Annotated in this window: 17 protein-coding genes and 1 other RNA gene; 3 read left to right on the top strand and 15 right to left on the bottom strand. The window is 63.8% G+C overall.

Annotated elements, in window-relative coordinates; genetic code table 11:
- Nucleotides 1-41: 41 nt before the first annotated feature.
- The 11 genes from NKH01_RS12535 to ffs all read right to left on the bottom strand — a co-directional run bounded on the left by NKH01_RS12535 (nt 42) and on the right by ffs (nt 11,367).
- Complete coding sequence (locus NKH01_RS12535) at nt 42-791, bottom strand: ABC transporter ATP-binding protein (RefSeq protein ID WP_353020347.1); 750 nt, start codon at nt 789-791, stop codon at nt 42-44.
- Entirely contained in the window at nt 788-1,621 is an 834-nt protein-coding gene (locus NKH01_RS12530; RefSeq protein WP_353020345.1) for an ABC transporter ATP-binding protein, read from the bottom strand. Before NKH01_RS12530 ends, NKH01_RS12535 begins: the two co-directional genes overlap by 4 nt.
- Complete coding sequence (gene nikC / locus NKH01_RS12525; RefSeq protein WP_353020344.1) at nt 1,618-2,538, bottom strand: nickel transporter permease; 921 nt, start codon at nt 2,536-2,538, stop codon at nt 1,618-1,620. The genes NKH01_RS12530 and nikC overlap by 4 nt, the downstream gene beginning before the upstream one ends.
- 13 nt (nt 2,539-2,551) lie before the next feature.
- Nucleotides 2,552-3,619 (bottom strand): ABC transporter permease, encoded by a 1,068-nt coding sequence (locus tag NKH01_RS12520; protein ID WP_352857429.1) that lies wholly within the window; start codon nt 3,617-3,619, stop codon nt 2,552-2,554.
- An 18-nt stretch (nt 3,620-3,637) separates the two neighbouring features.
- A complete protein-coding gene (locus NKH01_RS12515; protein WP_353020343.1) occupies nt 3,638-5,281 on the bottom strand; it encodes an ABC transporter substrate-binding protein in 1,644 nt (547 codons plus the stop codon).
- A gap of 201 nt (nt 5,282-5,482) precedes the next feature.
- Nucleotides 5,483-6,760: a lytic murein transglycosylase gene (locus NKH01_RS12510; RefSeq protein ID WP_353020341.1), complete on the bottom strand. Its 1,278-nt coding sequence runs from the start codon at nt 6,758-6,760 to the stop codon at nt 5,483-5,485.
- A gap of 197 nt (nt 6,761-6,957) precedes the next feature.
- Entirely contained in the window at nt 6,958-7,563 is a 606-nt protein-coding gene (gene recR / locus NKH01_RS12505) for a recombination mediator RecR (protein ID WP_352493754.1), read from the bottom strand.
- 281 nt (nt 7,564-7,844) lie between these two features.
- Nucleotides 7,845-8,798 carry a cell wall hydrolase gene (locus NKH01_RS12500; protein WP_023719592.1) on the bottom strand — a complete coding sequence of 318 codons (954 nt, stop codon included), beginning with the start codon at nt 8,796-8,798 and terminating at the stop codon, nt 7,845-7,847.
- A gap of 185 nt (nt 8,799-8,983) precedes the next feature.
- On the bottom strand, nt 8,984-9,307 hold the full coding sequence (locus NKH01_RS12495; RefSeq protein ID WP_023719593.1) for a YbaB/EbfC family nucleoid-associated protein: 324 nt from the start codon (nt 9,305-9,307) through the stop codon (nt 8,984-8,986).
- Between the two features lie 32 nt (nt 9,308-9,339).
- The gene (locus NKH01_RS12490; protein WP_352918010.1) at nt 9,340-11,166 is read right to left on the bottom strand and encodes a DNA polymerase III subunit gamma/tau; all 1,827 of its coding nucleotides are present in this window, start codon (nt 11,164-11,166) and stop codon (nt 9,340-9,342) included.
- Nucleotides 11,167-11,270: 104 nt separating this feature from the next.
- An RNA gene (gene ffs, locus NKH01_RS12485) (signal recognition particle sRNA small type) lies at nt 11,271-11,367 on the bottom strand.
- 357 nt (nt 11,368-11,724) lie between these two features.
- Here ffs and NKH01_RS12480 point away from each other — a divergent pair.
- From NKH01_RS12480 to NKH01_RS12470, 3 genes are read left to right on the top strand one after another with little or no spacing between them, the layout of a single operon-like run.
- The gene (locus NKH01_RS12480) at nt 11,725-12,144 is read left to right on the top strand and encodes an HIT family protein (RefSeq protein ID WP_023676868.1); all 420 of its coding nucleotides are present in this window, start codon (nt 11,725-11,727) and stop codon (nt 12,142-12,144) included.
- Nucleotides 12,145-12,182: 38 nt separating this feature from the next.
- Entirely contained in the window at nt 12,183-13,124 is a 942-nt protein-coding gene (gene nudC, locus NKH01_RS12475; protein ID WP_023717835.1) for an NAD(+) diphosphatase, read from the top strand.
- Nucleotides 13,125-13,149: 25 nt separating this feature from the next.
- On the top strand, nt 13,150-13,452 hold the full coding sequence (locus tag NKH01_RS12470) for a Dabb family protein (protein ID WP_352483257.1): 303 nt from the start codon (nt 13,150-13,152) through the stop codon (nt 13,450-13,452).
- Between the two features lie 25 nt (nt 13,453-13,477).
- On the opposite strand, the gene NKH01_RS12465 is transcribed toward NKH01_RS12470, so the two are convergent.
- The 4 genes from NKH01_RS12465 to NKH01_RS12450 all read right to left on the bottom strand — a co-directional run bounded on the left by NKH01_RS12465 (nt 13,478) and on the right by NKH01_RS12450 (nt 16,627).
- Complete coding sequence (locus tag NKH01_RS12465) at nt 13,478-14,419, bottom strand: 2-hydroxyacid dehydrogenase (protein WP_353020339.1); 942 nt, start codon at nt 14,417-14,419, stop codon at nt 13,478-13,480.
- A 95-nt stretch (nt 14,420-14,514) separates the two neighbouring features.
- Nucleotides 14,515-16,143, bottom strand: a complete 1,629-nt coding sequence (locus tag NKH01_RS12460; protein WP_353020338.1) for an ABC transporter ATP-binding protein — start codon at nt 16,141-16,143, stop codon at nt 14,515-14,517.
- A complete protein-coding gene (locus NKH01_RS12455; RefSeq protein ID WP_353020337.1) occupies nt 16,140-16,394 on the bottom strand; it encodes a hypothetical protein in 255 nt (84 codons plus the stop codon). The genes NKH01_RS12460 and NKH01_RS12455 overlap by 4 nt, the downstream gene beginning before the upstream one ends.
- Nucleotides 16,394-16,627 carry a hypothetical protein gene (locus tag NKH01_RS12450; RefSeq protein WP_353020336.1) on the bottom strand — a complete coding sequence of 78 codons (234 nt, stop codon included), beginning with the start codon at nt 16,625-16,627 and terminating at the stop codon, nt 16,394-16,396. The genes NKH01_RS12455 and NKH01_RS12450 overlap by 1 nt, the downstream gene beginning before the upstream one ends.
- Nucleotides 16,628-16,737 lie beyond the last annotated feature (110 nt).

Raw genomic sequence — 16,737 nt, 5'->3', positions numbered from 1 at the left:
TGGGCCTGCCGGTCCGGCGTCAGCAACCGAACGCCCGTCGCTCATGCCGTTCTGACAAATCCTTCGCTCGCCCTCAGCAGATTGCGCGTGTAATCCTTGCTAACGCGGCGCTCGACGAGGTCGCCGGCGGCGAGGTGCTCGACCGCCTCGCCGTTCTGCATCACCATCAGCCGCTCGCACATATGGGTGATGATGGCGAGGTCGTGGCTGACCATCAGGAAGGTCAGCTTGCGGCGCCGCCGGATCTCCTCCAACAGGTTGAGCACTTCGGCCTGTACGGAAGCGTCGAGCGCCGACGTGGGTTCGTCGAGCAGCAGGATCGAGGGTTCGAGGATCAGGGCGCGGGCAATCGCGACGCGCTGGCGCTGGCCGCCCGACAATTGATGCGAATAGCGGAAGCGAAAGCCGGTCCCCAGGCCGACCTCGTCCAGTGCCCGCTGGATGCGCTTTTCGCCGTCGGCGAAGCCGTGGATGGCGAGCGGCTCCTGCAGCAGGCGGTCGACGGTCTGGCGCGGGTGCAGCGAGCCGTACGGGTCCTGGAACACCATCTGCACCTCGCGATAAAAGGCCTTGTCGCGGCGCGCGCCGAGCGTTTTTCCGTTGACGGCAATGGTGCCTGATGCGGCCGGCGCCAGGCCAGCGATTGCCCTGAGAAGGGTCGACTTGCCGGAGCCGGATTCGCCGACGAGGCCGAACGATTCACCGGATTGCACCTCGAGGCTGACGCCTTTCAGCGCGCGGAAGCGGTCGAACATCACCTCCAGCCTGTCGACGGAAAGGGCTGCCGTCATGCCGCCCACTCCGGCTTGCGGTCGAGCACCGGCAGCGGGTGGCGGTCGGCGCCGATCTTGGGCATGCAGTTGAGCAGGCCGCGCGTATAGGGATGCTGGGCGCGGCCGAGCTCCGAGGCGTTGAGCTGTTCGACCACCTTGCCGGCATACATGACGATGACACGATCGCAGAAGGACGAGACCAGGCGCAGGTCGTGCGAGATGAAGATCAGCCCCATGCCGCGCTCGCTGACCAGCCTGTCGAGGATGCCGAGCACGTCGAGCTGCACGGTGACGTCGAGCGCCGAGGTCGGCTCGTCGGCGATCATCATCTCCGGCCCGGCGATCAGCATCATGGCGATCATGGCGCGCTGGCCCATGCCGCCGGAAACCTCATGCGGATGCAGGTCGAAGACGCGGGCCGGATCGCGGATCTGCACAGCCTCCAGCATGGCAAGCGCGCGCTCGCGGGCTTCGGCCTTGGAGACCTTCTCGTGCGTGCGCAGCGTCTCGACGATCTGGCGGCCGATGCTCATCACCGGGTCGAGCGAATATTTCGGATCCTGCAGGATCATGGCGATACGCTTGCCGCGCAGCGCGCGGCGCTCGCGCGGCGAGGCGGCCAGCAGGTCGATGCCGTCGAAAGCGAGCGTCTTCGCGGTCACCTCGGCCTGCGGCGGGGTGACACCCATGATGGCGCGGCCGGTCTGCGACTTGCCCGAACCGCTCTCGCCGACGATGCCGAGCCGCTCGCGGCCGAGCGAGAAGGAAACGCCGCGCACGGCCTCGATCAGGCCGGTGCGCGTCGGGAAGGTAACGCGCAGGTCGTCGACTTCGAGAAGCGTGCTCATTGGTCACCGCTTCGGGGATCGAGCGCGTCGCGCAAGCCGTCGCCGAGCAGGTTGAAGCCGAGGCTGACGATGAGGATGGCAAAGCCGGGCGCGCCCGCAACCCACCACTGGTCGAGCACGAAGCGGCGGCCGGACGCGATCATCGCGCCCCATTCCGGCAGCGGCGGCTGCGCACCGAGGCCGAGGAAGCCGAGGCCGGCGGCGGTCAGGATGATGCCGGCCATGTCGAGCGTCACCCTGATGATCAGCGAGGAGATGCAGAGCGGCATTATGTGGCGGAGCACGATGCGGAACGGCGAGGCGCCCATCAGTTGCACGGCCTTGATGTAGTCCGAATTGCGCACCGTGAGCGTTTCGGCGCGCGCGATGCGGGCATAGGGCGGCCACGAGGTGATGGCGATGGCGAGCACGGCGTTTTCGATGCCGGGGCCGAGCGCGGCGACGAAGGCCAGCGCCAGGATCAGCTTCGGAAAGGCGAGAAAGATGTCGGTGATGCGCATCAGGATCGCATCGGTCCAGCCGCCGGCGTAACCAGCGACGGTGCCGACCAGCAAGCCGATGGGCGCGGCGATGATGGCAACCAGAACGACGACGTACAGTGTCCAGCGCGAGCCGAAGATGATGCGTGAATAGATATCGCGGCCGAGATCGTCGGTGCCGAACCAATGCGCCGCACTCGGCGCCAGCAGCCGCGAGCCCTTGAGATCGCCGAACGTCGGCGAATAGGGCGCCAGCACATCGGCGAAGGCCGCGACCACCAGCAAGGCAATGATGATGAGCAGGCCGGCAAACGCCAGCCGGTTGGCGGAAAAGCGCCGCCATGCCACATAGGCGCGGCCGAGCCTTGCTTGCACGCGCGACGCCGGCCGCTCGCTGAGCAGCCAGTCGCGGCGGGTTTGAATAGCTTCCGTGCTCATCCTGCCTTGGTCCTCATCCTGCCTTGGTCCTGGGATCAAGCACCCGGTAGAGCAGGTCGGAGAATAGATTGATGGCGATGAAGACCGAGCCGATGATGATGGTGCCGCCGAGCACGGCATTCATGTCGGCGTTCTGCAGCGAGTTGGTGATGTAGAGGCCGATGCCCGGCCACGAAAACACCGTCTCGGTCAGCACCGAGCCTTCGAGCAGCCCGGCATACGACAGAGCGATCACCGTAACCATCGGCACCGCGGCGTTGCGCAGCGCGTGACCCCAGATGATGCGCGTTTCCGACAGGCCCTTGGCTCGTGCCGCGACGATATATTCCTGGGTGAGTTCGTTCAGCATGAAGGAGCGCGTCATGCGGCTGATATAGGCGAGCGAGAAATAACCGAGCAGCGAGGCCGGCAGGATGATGTGGCGGAAGGCATCGGCAAATACGTCCCACTGCCGCTGCCAGAGTGCATCCAGCAGGTAAAAGCCGGTAATCGGCGTGAAGGTGTATTCGTAGACGACATCGAGGCGGCCGGGAAAGGCGACCCATTGCAGCTTGGCGTAGAACAGCACCAGCGCCAGCAACCCCAGCCAGAAGATCGGCACGGAATAGCCGACAAGGCCGATGATCCGCACGACCTGGTCGATGATGCTGCCGCGCCGCACCGCGGCCAGCACGCCAAGCGGCACGCCGATCACCGAACCGATCAATGTTCCCAGCGTCGCCAGTTCGAGCGTCGCGGGAAAGGCGCGGCGGATATCGGTCATCACCGGATTGGTTGTCAGCACCGAGGTGCCGAAATTGCCGTTCAAGGCGTTTTTCACATAGATGTAGAACTGCTCGACCAGCGGCAGGTCGAGGCCCATCTCGCGGCGCGTGCGTTCGACGACATTGGCCGGCGCCCGGTCGCCGAGCACCGCCAGAACGGGGTCGATCGGGATGACACGGCCGATGAAGAAGGTCACCGCGAGCAGACCGAGATAGGTCGTTATCGCGATGACGAGGAACCGGGCGATCGATGAGGCCACGGCAACAGCACGGGCGCCGCCGCGCCCTGCCGTCACTTCGCTTTCAGCCACACTCATACGGCGCGTCCGCCGGCGTCACTCCTTCGAGACGGGGCCGACGAAGTTGGTGTCGAAGCTCGGGCCGAGCGCAAAACCCTTGAGGTTCTTGCGCAGGCCGGCCACTTCCAGCTGCTGGTGGATGATGACGAACGGGCTGGTATCGAGGATCTTCTTCTCGAGATCCTGGTACATTGCGGCGCGCTTGGCCGCGTCCTTCTCGAGCAGGGCGGCTTCGGTCTGCTTGGTCAGGTCCGGGATGTCCCAGGCGTTGCGCCAGGCCAGCGTCTTGGTCTTGCCTTCATCCGAATTGTCCGGGTTGCTGGCAAAGGTCTGCGCATTGGAATTCGGGTCGAAATAGTCCTGGCCCCACTGGCCGATATAGATGTCGTGGTTGCGGGCGCGGTATTTGGTCAGCGTCTGCTTGCCGTCGCCGGGGATGATCTCCAGCTTGATGCCGGCCTGTCCCAGCGTCTGCTGGATCGATTCGGCCATGCCTGTCTCCGGCTGTCTGCTGCGCACGTCCATGGTGACACTGAAGCCGTCGGCGAGGCCGGCCTTGGCAAGCAGTTCCTTGGCCTTGGCGACATCGAATTTGAACGGATTCTCGTCCAACTCGCCGAGCACGCCCTTGGGCAGGAAGGTCTGATGGATCTCGCCGATGCCCTTGAGGATGGTCGAGCTCAATGCATCATAGTCGACAAGATATTTGAAGGCCTGGCGAACCTCGGGCTTGGCGAGGTTCGGATTCTTCTGATTGAGGCTGATGTAAAAGACCGTGCCCTTGGGGGCTGAGGTGGTGGTGAGGTCGGAATTCTTGGCAATCGCGTCGAGGTCGTTCGGCTCGAGATTGCGGGCGACGTCGATATCGCCGGCTTCCAGCGCCAGGCGCTGGCCCGAGCTTTCCTTCATGTTGCGATAGATGACACGGGCAAGCTTGGCCTTCTCGCCGTAGTAATTGTCGTTGCGCTCCATAACAACGGCCTCGTTGGCCCGCCATTCGCGCAACTTGAAGGCGCCGGAGCCGGCATAGCCGGTCTTCAGCCAGGCATTGCCGAAATCATTGTCCCATTTGTAGTCGGCGCTGGGCGTGACCGCGGCGACATGCTCCTTGACCAGCTTGGCGTCGACGACCGAGGCGACAGTCGCCGACAAGCAGTTCAGCACGAAGCTCGGCGCATAGGCCTTGTCGACGGTGAACTGGAACGTCGTATCATCAACAGCCTTGGCCTTCTCGGTGACGTTGCCGCCATCGATGCCGAACTGGCCGATAATAAAGGCCGGGCTCTTGTCGAGCTTGATCGCGCGCTCGAACGAATAGGCGACGTCCGCCGCCGTGATCGGATTGCCGGAAGCGAATTTGAGGCCGGGCTTGAGCTTGAATGTGTAGGTCAGGCCATCGTCGGAGACGCTCCAGCTTTCCGCGAGATCGCCCTTGACCTTGGAGGTGTCGCTGAGGTCGAGGCGCACCAGAAGATCGTAGGTGTTGCCGGTGATTTCGGCGGTCGACAATTCGAATGCCTCGCCCGGATCCATGGAGATGATGTCGTCGATGGCGAAACCTTCGACCAGCGTGTCGGCGGGCGTGACCGCGAAGGCAGGCGCAGCGGCCAGAAGCAGCGCGGACATGGCCGCGCCCGCGAGCAAGAAGCGGGAGCGTAGAGCAAACTTTTCCATCATCATTTTAACTGTTCCCTGTTTTTGTTGACCTGAGTTCCCGGCTCAGGGTTGTGGCATTTTCTTGCCGCGTCGAACGGTGATCCCCGGACCATTGTCTTGGCAATTTTTGTGCAGTTCCGGCTCACCATATCCGGCGGTTTCGAGCGCGGCAACGAGCATTTGCAGAACGGTCGATTGGGCCAGACCGGCGGTGCGAAAACCCGGCTATTTCAGCGCGGTAACCAGGTCGGCGTCGGGAAAGCAGGTAGCGGAACGGCCGTTTCTGGCCTGCCATTTGCCGATCGAGCGGCGCGTCTTGAAGCCGGGCAGGCCGTCGGCGCTGCCGACATCATAACCCTTTGCCTCCAGCGCCCGCTGCAGGGCGGCGATGTCGGAGCGGTAGAGCCCGCCGACCGCGCCCCAATTGCCCGAGAAATTGCTGTCGCCATGGGCGATGCGATCGGCGCCATGGCCGATGAACAGGGCATAGAGATCGCTGGTGTTGTACTGCTTCAGCACGTAGAAATTGGGGGTCACGATGAAGGCCGGGCCGCTGCGCCCGGCCGGCATCAAAAGAAAACCTTCTGCCTTCAGTTCACTCGCCGGGAATGGTTTACCCGACACACGCCTGATACCCATATCAGCCCATTGCGAAATCTTCTTGCCCTGGTCGGGACCTTCGAGCGAGCACGAGACGCTGTCCGGTATCGTCACCTCGAAGCCCCAGCCGCGGCCCCTGACCCAGCCATAATGCACGAGATAATTGGCGATCGACGCCAGTATGTCGGGCCTCGAATTCCAGATGTCGGTGCGGCCGTCGCCATCGAAATCGACGGCATGCTTCAGAAACGACGTCGGCATGAACTGCGGCTGACCGAGCGCACCGGCCCAGGACGATTTTATCGCGCCGACCGGGGCAAGCCCGCGCTCGACGATCTCGAGCGCCGCCAGCAGCTCGGTGCGGAAGAATTCTTTCTTCGTCGACATGAACGCCTTGGTGCCCAGCACCTCGAAGGCGTCGTAGGGCAGCTTTGCCGCACCGAAGCCGCTCTCACGGCCCCAGATCGCCAGCAGCACTTCGCCGGGCACGCCATAGCGCTTCTCGATCGCCGCAAGGGTCCTAGCGTTGGCCGCCTCGCGGGTGCGGCCGCCGGCGGTGACCGCGCGAACTATCTTTTCGGCGAAATAGGCGCCCGGCGAACCGAACTCGGCCTGATGCTGCTTCCGCGGCGTCGTCGCCTCCTCGCCCGGCAGCACCAGGTCGGGCAGCTTGAGGTTCGGCTTGACGCCGTCGAAGGCGGCATCGAAGGTTTTCCTGGAGATGCCTTTGGCATTGGCTTCGGGCCAGAGGTCGTTGCCAAGCCAGGCGCGGAACTGGTCGTCGATTTTTGCCGCGGAGACGGGGGTGGCGAGGAGGAAGGCGGCAAGTGCGGCGAGAAGAAACGCGACGGCTATTTTGTGAAAGCAGCGATCCGTCCCACCCCCCTCTGTCCTGCCGGACATCTCCCCCGCAAGGGGGGAGATTGGCTGTCGCCTCTGCTTCCGCCAATTTTCGACGTTGAAAGATTGGCGGCGAGATTGACGCTGCCGATCTCCCCCCTTGCGGGGGAGATGTCCGGCAGGACAGAGGGGGGTGTGACAGAGTGCCCGCCTTAAAAAATGCGCAGCAGCCATCATCCGCACTCTCCCCGCCACTCGCCTCAAAACGCCGTCCGCGAGCGCAGTGCGGCGGCCAGCGTGCCTTCGTCGAGATAGTCGAGTTCGCCGCCGACCGGAACACCATGCGCCAGCCGCGTCACCTTGATGTCGAAGCCGGAAAGCTGGTCGGTGAGATAGTGCGCGGTGGTTTGGCCCTCGACCGTGGCGTTGACGGCGAGGATCACTTCCTTGACTTCGCCGCCGGCGACGCGATCGACCAGCGAACGGATGTTGAGCTCATCAGGACCAATGCCGTCGAGCGGCGACAGCGTACCGCCGAGCACATGGTAGCGCACGTTCATGGCGGTCGCCCGCTCCAGCGCCCAAAGGTCGGCCACGTCCTCGACGACGATGAGCGTGGTGGGGTCGCGGCGCGGGTCGGTGCAGATCATGCAGGGATCGGACGTGTCGACATTGCCGCAGGTCGAGCAGATGCGCACCTTGTCGACCGCCTCGCCCATCGCGGCTGCGAGCGGCGCCAGCAGCTGTTCCTTCTTCTTGATGAGGTGGAGCGCGGCGCGGCGTGCCGAACGCGGACCGAGCCCTGGCACCTTGGCCAGCAGTTGGATCAGGCGTTCGATCTCGGGACCGGCGATTCGCTTCGACATCGCACCGGTTTAGGATTTTTCAACGGGTTTTGGAACACCACTGAGGCGCGTGCTGTCCAGCGGGCAGAGAGGCAATCGCCCAGGTTTGCGCCGCCCCTCATTGCCCTGCCGGGCATTTCTCCCCGTATAGCGGCGGGGAGAAAGGGCTGACCGCAACCTCGGTCCCTTTTTTTGCGACGCCGGAAATTGGCGAAATCCTTGGCCACAGCGTCCTTCTCCCGTCACTATACGGGGAGAAGATGGCGGCAGCCAGATGAGCGGCGGCGCCGACGTTGACCGTCTCAGTTTTCTTCCAGCGGCCGGGTCTGGCCGGCGATCATCGCGCCGATGGCGTCGGTGTTCTCGGGCGTCGCCTCGAACGACATTGTCGGCTCTGCCGGCGCTGCCTCGAAGGAGGTGACAGGCCGTGCGCTCGCGGTCCCACCGAAACGGGCCGCATCGGGCTCCTGCATTGGTTCTTGCAGCGCCACCAGCACCGGCTTCTCCTGGGTGGGCTTCTCTGGGGCCGCCCTCTCCGGGGTCGCCATCCCGGCAGTCACCCTTGTCTGCTTTGCCGGCTGCGATGCGGCGGCGGTCACATAGGTCGCCTTGGCGAATGTCGGCTTGGCGTCGCGCGCCGGCTCGGCCGAGGCGACAAGTATGGCCTGAGCGGCAGGCGCTTGCGGCTTGGCCTGGGCCACGGCGACCACCGGTTCGTCCGGCAGCGGCTGCCAGTTGCGGCCGCGCTTTTCATAGAAGGCATTGCCGCCGGCGACCATGGTGTAGTGCATGTTCTTGTAGGGGAAGCGCAGGCCGGCGGTGTGGAAGTACATCGTGTTCTTCAGCTTGGCTTTGCGCTCGCCCTTGAGCACCGCCGCGGCGGCTTCCTCGACATCGGGCATCGCCTTCGAATTCATCGGCCGCGTCATGACGCCCGGCGCGAATTGGCCGCGCTCGCCAACGACCTGGCAGATGGTGTTGCCATGCTTGCCGGACCGCAGCCGGTTCATCACCACCGTGCCGACCGCAATCATGCCGTCACGGCTCGACCGGTTGGACTCGAAGAACATTGCCCGCTCCAGGCACTCCTTTTCCTTCGGCGTGGAATTGTAGGAACGCGAGCTCAGGAAACCCGGCGTAATGGCATCGGTCAGGCTGGACATGCCGTGCGAGGCGGTCTGACTGCAAGCGGCCAAAAACAGCGGCGAGATAACGACGCCGAGCCGCAACGGCGTCTTCCATCGGGTAGAGATCAACAGGCGTCCCCTCATTCTGCTGCCAGCCCGCCCCTGGTTGCGGCAAGAATGAGACACTTTCAGGCAAAAAGATGGCTAAAGCGTTATTAAGTGTGGGGAGTTGCCTAATAGACACAGCCGGCGGAAGAGCAAGCACTGGCTGCTGCACTCTTCGGCCACTGTAACGGCATACCGATTGACTAGCCTTAGAAGGGCAGTTTCATTCCCGGCGGGATCGGCAGTCCCGCGGTCAGCGCCTTGGTCTTTTCCTGCATGGTTTGCTCGACCTTGGTCCTGGCGTCGTTGTGGGCAGCGAGAAGCAGATCCTCGAGAATCTCGACCTCGTCCTCCTTGAACAGCGACGGGTCGATCTTCAGCGACTTCATCTCGAATTTGCCGGTCAGCGTCACGCTGACCAGGCCGCCGCCGGCCTGTCCGGTGGCTTCCAGCGTGGCGATCTCATCCTGCATGGCCTGGAACTTGGCCTGCATTTCCTTTGCCTTGCCCATCAGGCCGAGAAGATCTTTCATCGCACGGTCCTTTGCAGTTGGTGCCGGTTGTTTCAGGTTTCGTCGTCGTCTGCCGGCGGCTCGACCGGCACTTCGCCCTCGGCCGCATCGGCCTCCGGCGCGTCGGGAATGCGCACGTCGATGATCTTGGCGCCGGGAAAGCGCGCCAGGATGGCGGCGACCGTCGGATCGCTCTTGGCATCGAGGAAGGCATTTTCGCGCTTTGTCGATTCCATCTCGGCCAAGGTCTGGCCGCCCTCTTCCTTCGACAGCGACACCAACCAGTTGCGGCCGGTCCAGGCGCGCAGCTTGGCGGTCAAATCGTTGAGCAGCATCTTCGGCGCATCGTCGGTCAGGCTGACGTCGATACGGCCGGGCTCGATACGCACCAGGCGCACGCAACGCTTCACCAGCACCTTGAAGGCCATGTCGCGCTGGGCGTCGGCAAGGGCGACAATGTCGGCTAGCGACTTCACCGGCACCGGCGGCGCCTCGACCACCGGCCCCGGCGGAGCAACGAAATTGGTCGGCACCGGCTCGGGCTCGACCAGGCGCATCGACTGCGCGCCGCCATTGGCCGTCGGCATCCGCGCCTGCGCCACGGCACCGGCACTACCGCTTGCAGGCCCATGGTTTGTGGGGCCAGGGCTTGCCGGCGCGCCATTCGCGCGCGGCGCGGCGCCCGGCAGGGAGACGCCGTTCTCAAGCGATTTCAGCGCCTCGTCGAGCGTCGGCAGGTCGGCGGCATGCGCCAACCGGATCAGCACCATCTCGGCGGCGCTGACCGGGCGGTTGGAAGTCTGCACCTCGGGAATGCCTTTCAAAAGCATCTGCCATGTCCGCGACAGCACCTTGACCGACAGCGTCCTGGCGAAATCGGCGCCGCGCCGGCGCTCGTCCTCCGACAGCGAGGCGTCGTCGACGGCAGCCGGTACGAAGCGCAGACGGGTGACCAGATGGTTGAACTCGGCAAGGTCGGTCAGCACCGCGGCAGGATCGGCGCCGGTATCGTACTGGGCACGGAATTCGGCAAGTGCGGCGGCGACGTCGCCTTTCATGACATGTTCGAACAGGTCGACGATGCGGGCACGGTCGGCCAGGCCCAGCATGGCGCGGACCGCTTCGGCGCTGACCGCGCCGCCGCCATGGGCGATCGCCTGGTCGAGGATGGACTGCGCGTCACGCATCGAGCCTTCGGCCGCGCGCGCGATCATCGCCAGCGCATCGTCTTCGACTTCGATGCCCTCCAGACCCGCTATCCTGGCAAGGTCGGCCTTGATCATTGCCGCATCGATGCGCCTGAGGTCGAAACGCTGGCAGCGCGACAGGACGGTGATCGGCACCTTGCGGATTTCGGTGGTGGCGAAGATGAACTTGACGTGCGGCGGCGGCTCTTCCAGCGTCTTCAGCAGGCCGTTGAAGGCCTGGTTGGAAAGCATGTGCACTTCGTCGATGATGTAGACCTTGTAGCGCGCCGATACCGGGGCGTAGCGCACGCGTTCGATGATGTCCCTGATGTCGTCGATGCCGGTATGCGAGGCGGCGTCCATCTCGATGACGTCGACATGGCGGCCTTCCATGATCGCCTGGCAATGCTCGCCGAGCACGGCAAGGTCGACTGAAGGCTGGTCGACGGTCGATGTTTTATAGTTCAGGGCCCGCGCCAGTATGCGCGCGGTCGTCGTCTTGCCGACGCCGCGCACGCCGGTCAGCATCCAGGCCTGGGCGATGCGGCCGGTGGCAAAGGCATTGGTCAAGGTGCGGACCATCGGCTCCTGGCCGATCAGTTCGGAGAAATTCGACGGTCGGTATTTGCGCGCCAGCACGCGATAGGCGGCAGGCTTGTCCGATTTCCCGGCGTCGTTTCCGGCTTCGCTCATTCGCCCGTTAAGCTCCAAGGGCTGCCACTGGAGGCGGCCGATTCCTGCGCATAGTTTCGCCCGCACGGCTTGGCGCCGTCAATGTCGGGGCAAAAGGCGAAGAGGCGGGAGGCTGGAACAATGACCCGTTCCGGGCTCGTTAGGGCTGCTTCCTTCCGGACCTGACCCGGTTGGCGAGTGGACCGTCCACCACCAACCTCCCGGCCTCCATATCGGCAATCCGGCGATGAAATGCAAGTGCGGATGATAGGGGTCGTGCGCGACGGCGAAAGCTGAAACCAAAAACCCGCCTCGGCGGGCGGGTCGTTGGTGCGAATAATCACCATAGCGACATTAGTAGCATAGCTGCCGGCACAAAGCAAGAACAAAATGTGGCTGCGGTCAAAATTGTCGACCTCGGCGGGGCAGCGCCAACCGTATGCAATGCCCTGGTCCTCGGTTCTTCGCGCACAATCAGCGCCACGACGGCCAATGTTGCTTGCTGCCCCTTGCGGCCCCCCGGTAGCCGCTCTAGCGTCGATAAAGTTCAAAAAACGTCAAAATGCGAGGGAAACGCCGATGCTGCCGGGCCTGAAGGCCGGATTCACGCTTGACGCTCAGCTGGAAGCCGACAGCGAACAGCTGATGTGGCTCGGCCTGTGCGAATTGCGCGTCATGAACGACCGCCGCTGGCCGTGGCTGCTGCTGGTGCCGCAGCGGCCGGGCATCGAGGAAATCCACGACATGACGCCGCTCGACCAGGCGATGCTGACCTTCGAGACCAACATGGTGGCGCTGGCGCTGAAGCGGGTGACCGGCTGCACCAAGATCAACACCGGCGCGCTCGGCAACATCGTGCGGCAGTTGCACGTGCATGTTATCGCGCGCTCGGAAGGCGATCCCGGCTGGCCCGGCCCGGTGTGGGGGCACGGCCTGCGCGAGCCCTACCAGCGCTCCGACCTTCGCAAGTTTGCGGAAAAGATCAAGGCAGCGCTATAAGCCTCTCCCGTGTCCACCTTGAACCTTCCCGAGTCCGCATGAGCTTTAGCCTGTTTGACGCGCCCTTGCGCGAGCCGAGCCAGTTCGTCGGCTTCGCCGGCAACATCATCGACCGGCAATCCGAAAACCGCGCCGACGATTCCGTCGAAAAGGCGCTCGCCGATCCGACGACTCGGCTTTTGCTGATGCATGGCGGCCGGCTCTATCTGAAGCTTGCGCAAGACGCATTCGATCCCTGGTTCGGCGTGGCCGAAAGCCGGCCGCTCGAGGCATCGCTCGAAAACGGCGTCCTGCTCGGTTTTTCCGAAAGTGGCCCGGTGCTGGCGGTGCCGGCCGCGGTCGAGCCCGAGCAGCTTCCCGAGACGATCAAGGCGATCGACTATCGCTCGGTCTATATGCAGGGGCTGATCGACGAAGCGGCGGCCGGCGCGCTGGCGCAAGGGGCGGCGCTGCTCGCCTGGCATGCCAGCCATCGCTTCTGCAGCAAATGCGGCACCGAAGCCGAGATGCGGGCCGGCGGCTACAAGCGGCATTGCCCGGCCTGCGGTACGGAGCACTTTCCGCGCACCGACCCGGTGGCGATCATGCTGACGGCGACGCGCGAAAAATGCCTGCTCGGCCGCGGCCGGCATTTCGGGCCCGGCATGTATTCGGCGCTCGCCGGTTTCATCGAGCCGGGCGAGACGATCGAGGCGGCGGTGCGCCGCGAAACGCTGGAGGAAGCCGGCATCCGGCTCGGCCGCGTCGTCTACCACGCCAGCCAGCCCTGGCCGTTTCCCTATTCGCTGATGATCGGCTGCTTCGGCGAACCGCTCAACGACGACATCCACCCCGACCTCAACGAGCTGGAAGACTGCCGCTGGTTCTTTCGCGACGAGGTGCTGTCGATGCTGGCCAGGGAACATCCGGGCGGCCTGGTGACGCCGCCGAAAGGGGCGATCGCCTATAACCTGATCCGCGCCTGGGCCGACAGCGCGTGACACGAAGACATCGCAGGAGCAAAAAATGATCCGTCACACCGTCGTGTTCACGCTAAAACACCCGCCGCACTCGCTTGAGGAAAAAAGGTTCCTCGCCGATGCCAAGAGGATCCTCACGGCGATAAAGGGCGTCACGCATTTCGAGCAGTTGCGGCAGGTCAGCCCCAAGAACGAGTACCGCTTCGGCTTCTCGATGGAGTTCGCCGATCAGCGGGCTTACTCCGGCTACAACGATCATCCCGACCACGTCGCCTTCGTCCGCGACCGCTGGATCCCCGAGGTCGAGGCGTTTATGGAGATCGACTACGTGCCGCTCGGCTGGGGCTGAGACGGGGAAGCGGCGCTCCAAAAAATCAATACCCCGCGTCGCGGTCCACCACATTTTCCAGCGCTTCGCCGCGCTCGAAGGCGTCCATCTGGCGCAGCATGATCGGCGCCAGGTGGACCGGATCGGAAGTTGCCGCCGCATGCGGCGTCACGAACACTTTAGGATGGTTCCATAGTGGGCTGGTCTTCGGCAGCGGCTCGACCTCGAACACGTCGAGGCTGGCTTCCTTCAGCGTGCCGTCGTCCAGCGCGCGCAAAATGTCGGCGTCCTTCTGCAGCCTGCCGCGCCCGACATTGATCAGCACCGAGCCGCCGAGACCGTTGCGCTTGCGTAGCTCCTTCAGTACGCCGTGGTTGACGATGCCGTGCGTCTGCGGCGTCAGCGGCAGAAGCACCACCAGGATGTCGGTAGCGTTGAGGAACGGGATCAGGCCGGCCTCGCCCGCATAAGTCGAGACACCTTGCATCGGCCGATCGCTGCGCGACCAGCCATTGACCGGAAAGCCGAGCGACAACAGCACCGACGCCGCCGCGCGGCCGAGCGTGCCGAGCCCCATAATGCCGACCGAGATGTCGCTGGCCGGCCGCTGCTGCGGTTCGTGCCAGATCTTCTTCTGCTGCTGGGCGCGGTAGAGCATGCCCTGGCGATGGTGGTCGAGCACCCGCCAGACGACGTATTCGGTCATGTACTGGGTCAGGTTGTCGGCCACCACCTTGACGACCGGAACGTCGGGCAAGGTGGGATCGGCGAAGATGTGGTCGACGCCGGCGCCGATCGAGAAGATGGCGCGCAGATTGGGCAGCGACGACAACAGGTTCGGCCGCTGTTTCCACACCACCGCATAGGTGATCGACGGATCGGCGGCGCCATTCGGCTCGAGCACCACTTCGCGCTCCGCCGACAGCAGTTCGCGCCAGCGCAGCGGATGAATACCGGTGAGGGCAAGCAGGATGCGGCCTTTTTCCATTGCGGATTGTTTTTCCTTTTTACCAACAGCGTTCGCGTCCCGACGTGCAAGGGCGCGGCAGCGTTTTGATTTTGTGCATGATCTCTGGCGAAAATCTACTCGCTAACGATGCCGACCGGCGCCGTTTCGATCTTGAAGGCGGCCGAGATCAACGCCTTTGTATAGTCGGTCCGCGGGTTGCCAAAAATCTGTTCGGAAGGTCCGGCTTCGACGATCCTGCCATTGCGCATGACGATGACTTCATTGGCGAGCGCGCGGATGACCCTCAGATCGTGGCTGATGAAGAGATAGGCGAGGTCGTGCTTGGCCTGCAGGCTGCGCAAGAGGTCGACGACCTGCGCCTGCACGCTCATGTCGAGCGCCGAGGTCGGCTCGTCCAGCATGACGAAGCGCGGGTTGAGCACCATGGCGCGCGCGATGGCGACGCGCTGGCGCTGGCCGCCGGAGAATTCGTGCGGATAGCGGTTGCGCGTCGCCGGATCGAGGCCGACTTCCTGCAGCACGTCGACGACACGCTCGTCGCGCGCATCGGGCGACAGTTTCGGCTCGTGGATCTTCAACCCTTCCTCGATGATCTCGGCGACCGACATGCGCGGGCTGAGCGAGCCGAACGGATCCTGGAAGACGATCTGCAGTTCGCGCCGCAGCGGCCGCATTTCGTTGAAGGATAGCTGATCGATGCCGCGTCCGTTGAACTGGATATTCCCGGTCGACGAGATCATCCTGGCCAGCGCCAGGCCGAGCGTCGTCTTGCCTGAGCCGGATTCGCCGACGACGCCAAGCGTCTGACCGGCCCGCACGGTGACGTCGATGCCGTCGACCGCCTTCACATTGTCGACGGTGCGCCGGAAGAAGCCCTTCTTGATCGGAAACCAGACCTTGACGTCGTTGCCGACTATCACTGGCTTGGCGGCCTGGTTGGCCGCCGGCGGCTTGCCCTTCGGCTCGGCGGCAAGCAGATGCCGCGTGTAGGCGTGCTGCGGATTGGCGAATATCTCCTTGGTCGGGCCGGTCTCGACGATCTTGCCTTTGGTCATCACGCAGACCCGGTCGGCGATCTTCCTGACGATGCCGAGATCGTGGGTGATGAACAGCATCGACATGTTCTTGCGGCTTTTCAGGCCGGCGAGCAGTTCGAGGATCTGCGCCTGGACGGTGACGTCGAGCGCCGTCGTCGGCTCGTCGGCGATCAAAAGTTCAGGCTCGTTGGCCAGCGCCATGGCGATCATGACGCGCTGGCGCTGGCCGCCGGAAAGCTGGTGCGGATAGGCGTCGAGCCGTTTCTCCGGTTCGCGGATGCCGACCTCATGCAGAAGTTCCAGCGTGCGCGCCTTGGCGGTGCGATCGCCCAGGCCCTGGTGCAATTTCAGCACCTCGACGATCTGCTGCTCGATCGTGTGCAGCGGGTTGAGCGAGGTCATCGGCTCCTGGAAGATCATGGTGATCTTGTTGCCGCGCACGCGGCGCAAGTCTCTCTCGTCCGTGGCCAGCAGGTCGGCGCCGAGGAACAGGATCTTTCCCGAGGGGTGGCTGGCGGTCGGATAGGGCAGCAGCTTCAGCACCGACAGCGCGGTGACCGACTTGCCGGAGCCGGATTCGCCGACCAGCGCCACCGTCTCGCCCTTGGCGAGGTCGAAGGAAATATGGTCGACGGCGATCGACTGGTTGCCGCCTTGCGTGAAGGCGACGCTGAGGTCTTGTACGGAAAGGAGAGGGGCGGTCATGGCTCAACTTCCGCGACAACCCTGTCCAAGGCGGAAATTTCCGGTCGTATGATCGAAATTTTGGCTACCATTTGAGGGGGGACGAGACGATTTGGTGCGATAGAATAGGTCTCTTTCAATCTCGTGTCCGCGGTCTGCTTTCTGCCGTCGTGCAGTGAAATGAGCTGAAGCAGTTTTTTTGCAAGCGCATCGTTGTTTTCAAAGGCATAGATGAAAATGTTGGTGTCGACATAAAGCCGGACTGCAGCCATCAATCCTCCCACTCATCGCGGAGGGCACGAACACGCGCGACAGCCTCGTCGAGGCTTGTTCCCGGCGCGTTGGCCTGAGCATTCCGCATGAGTTCAAGCAATTGTTCGCGGCCAAGAGGCCTGTTGGCCTCCTCTTCCACTGTCACTTTGACTGAGGCGCTCGGAGCTATGCCCCTTCGCAGTTCATCCGGGAGCTTCGATGCCGGGTAGTGTTCAAGGATGACCCTATTCATAACCCTTTCCTTCCCCGACGTGCGGATTGACGGACTGAACCGACGCCAACACCGTCATGGGTCCGGGTTCGCTCGATATCGGCCGGAATATAACATGCCGAATGCCAGCC

Origin of the sequence: Mesorhizobium sp. M1403 (genome assembly GCF_040317695.1) — a bacterium.
Taxonomy (GTDB): domain Bacteria; phylum Pseudomonadota; class Alphaproteobacteria; order Rhizobiales; family Rhizobiaceae; genus Mesorhizobium.
Note: the sequence above shows the minus strand (reverse complement) of the source record. Positions and strands in the feature narration are given on the sequence as shown.

Coding starts and splice junctions, on each gene's coding strand:
- NKH01_RS12535 (WP_353020347.1), bottom strand. CDS start 791: ATGACGGCAGCCCTTTCCGTCGACAGGCTGGAGGTGATGTTCGACCGC.
- NKH01_RS12530 (WP_353020345.1), bottom strand. CDS start 1,621: ATGAGCACGCTTCTCGAAGTCGACGACCTGCGCGTTACCTTCCCGACG.
- nikC (WP_353020344.1), bottom strand. CDS start 2,538: ATGAGCACGGAAGCTATTCAAACCCGCCGCGACTGGCTGCTCAGCGAG.
- NKH01_RS12520 (WP_352857429.1), bottom strand. CDS start 3,619: ATGAGTGTGGCTGAAAGCGAAGTGACGGCAGGGCGCGGCGGCGCCCGT.
- NKH01_RS12515 (WP_353020343.1), bottom strand. CDS start 5,281: ATGATGATGGAAAAGTTTGCTCTACGCTCCCGCTTCTTGCTCGCGGGC.
- NKH01_RS12510 (WP_353020341.1), bottom strand. CDS start 6,760: ATGTCCGGCAGGACAGAGGGGGGTGGGACGGATCGCTGCTTTCACAAA.
- recR (WP_352493754.1), bottom strand. CDS start 7,563: ATGTCGAAGCGAATCGCCGGTCCCGAGATCGAACGCCTGATCCAACTG.
- NKH01_RS12495 (WP_023719593.1), bottom strand. CDS start 9,307: ATGAAAGATCTTCTCGGCCTGATGGGCAAGGCAAAGGAAATGCAGGCC.
- NKH01_RS12490 (WP_352918010.1), bottom strand. CDS start 11,166: ATGAGCGAAGCCGGAAACGACGCCGGGAAATCGGACAAGCCTGCCGCC.
- NKH01_RS12480 (WP_023676868.1), top strand. CDS start 11,725: ATGCTGCCGGGCCTGAAGGCCGGATTCACGCTTGACGCTCAGCTGGAA.
- nudC (WP_023717835.1), top strand. CDS start 12,183: ATGAGCTTTAGCCTGTTTGACGCGCCCTTGCGCGAGCCGAGCCAGTTC.
- NKH01_RS12470 (WP_352483257.1), top strand. CDS start 13,150: ATGATCCGTCACACCGTCGTGTTCACGCTAAAACACCCGCCGCACTCG.
- NKH01_RS12465 (WP_353020339.1), bottom strand. CDS start 14,419: ATGGAAAAAGGCCGCATCCTGCTTGCCCTCACCGGTATTCATCCGCTG.
- NKH01_RS12460 (WP_353020338.1), bottom strand. CDS start 16,143: ATGACCGCCCCTCTCCTTTCCGTACAAGACCTCAGCGTCGCCTTCACG.
- NKH01_RS12455 (WP_353020337.1), bottom strand. CDS start 16,394: ATGGCTGCAGTCCGGCTTTATGTCGACACCAACATTTTCATCTATGCC.
- NKH01_RS12450 (WP_353020336.1), bottom strand. CDS start 16,627: ATGAATAGGGTCATCCTTGAACACTACCCGGCATCGAAGCTCCCGGAT.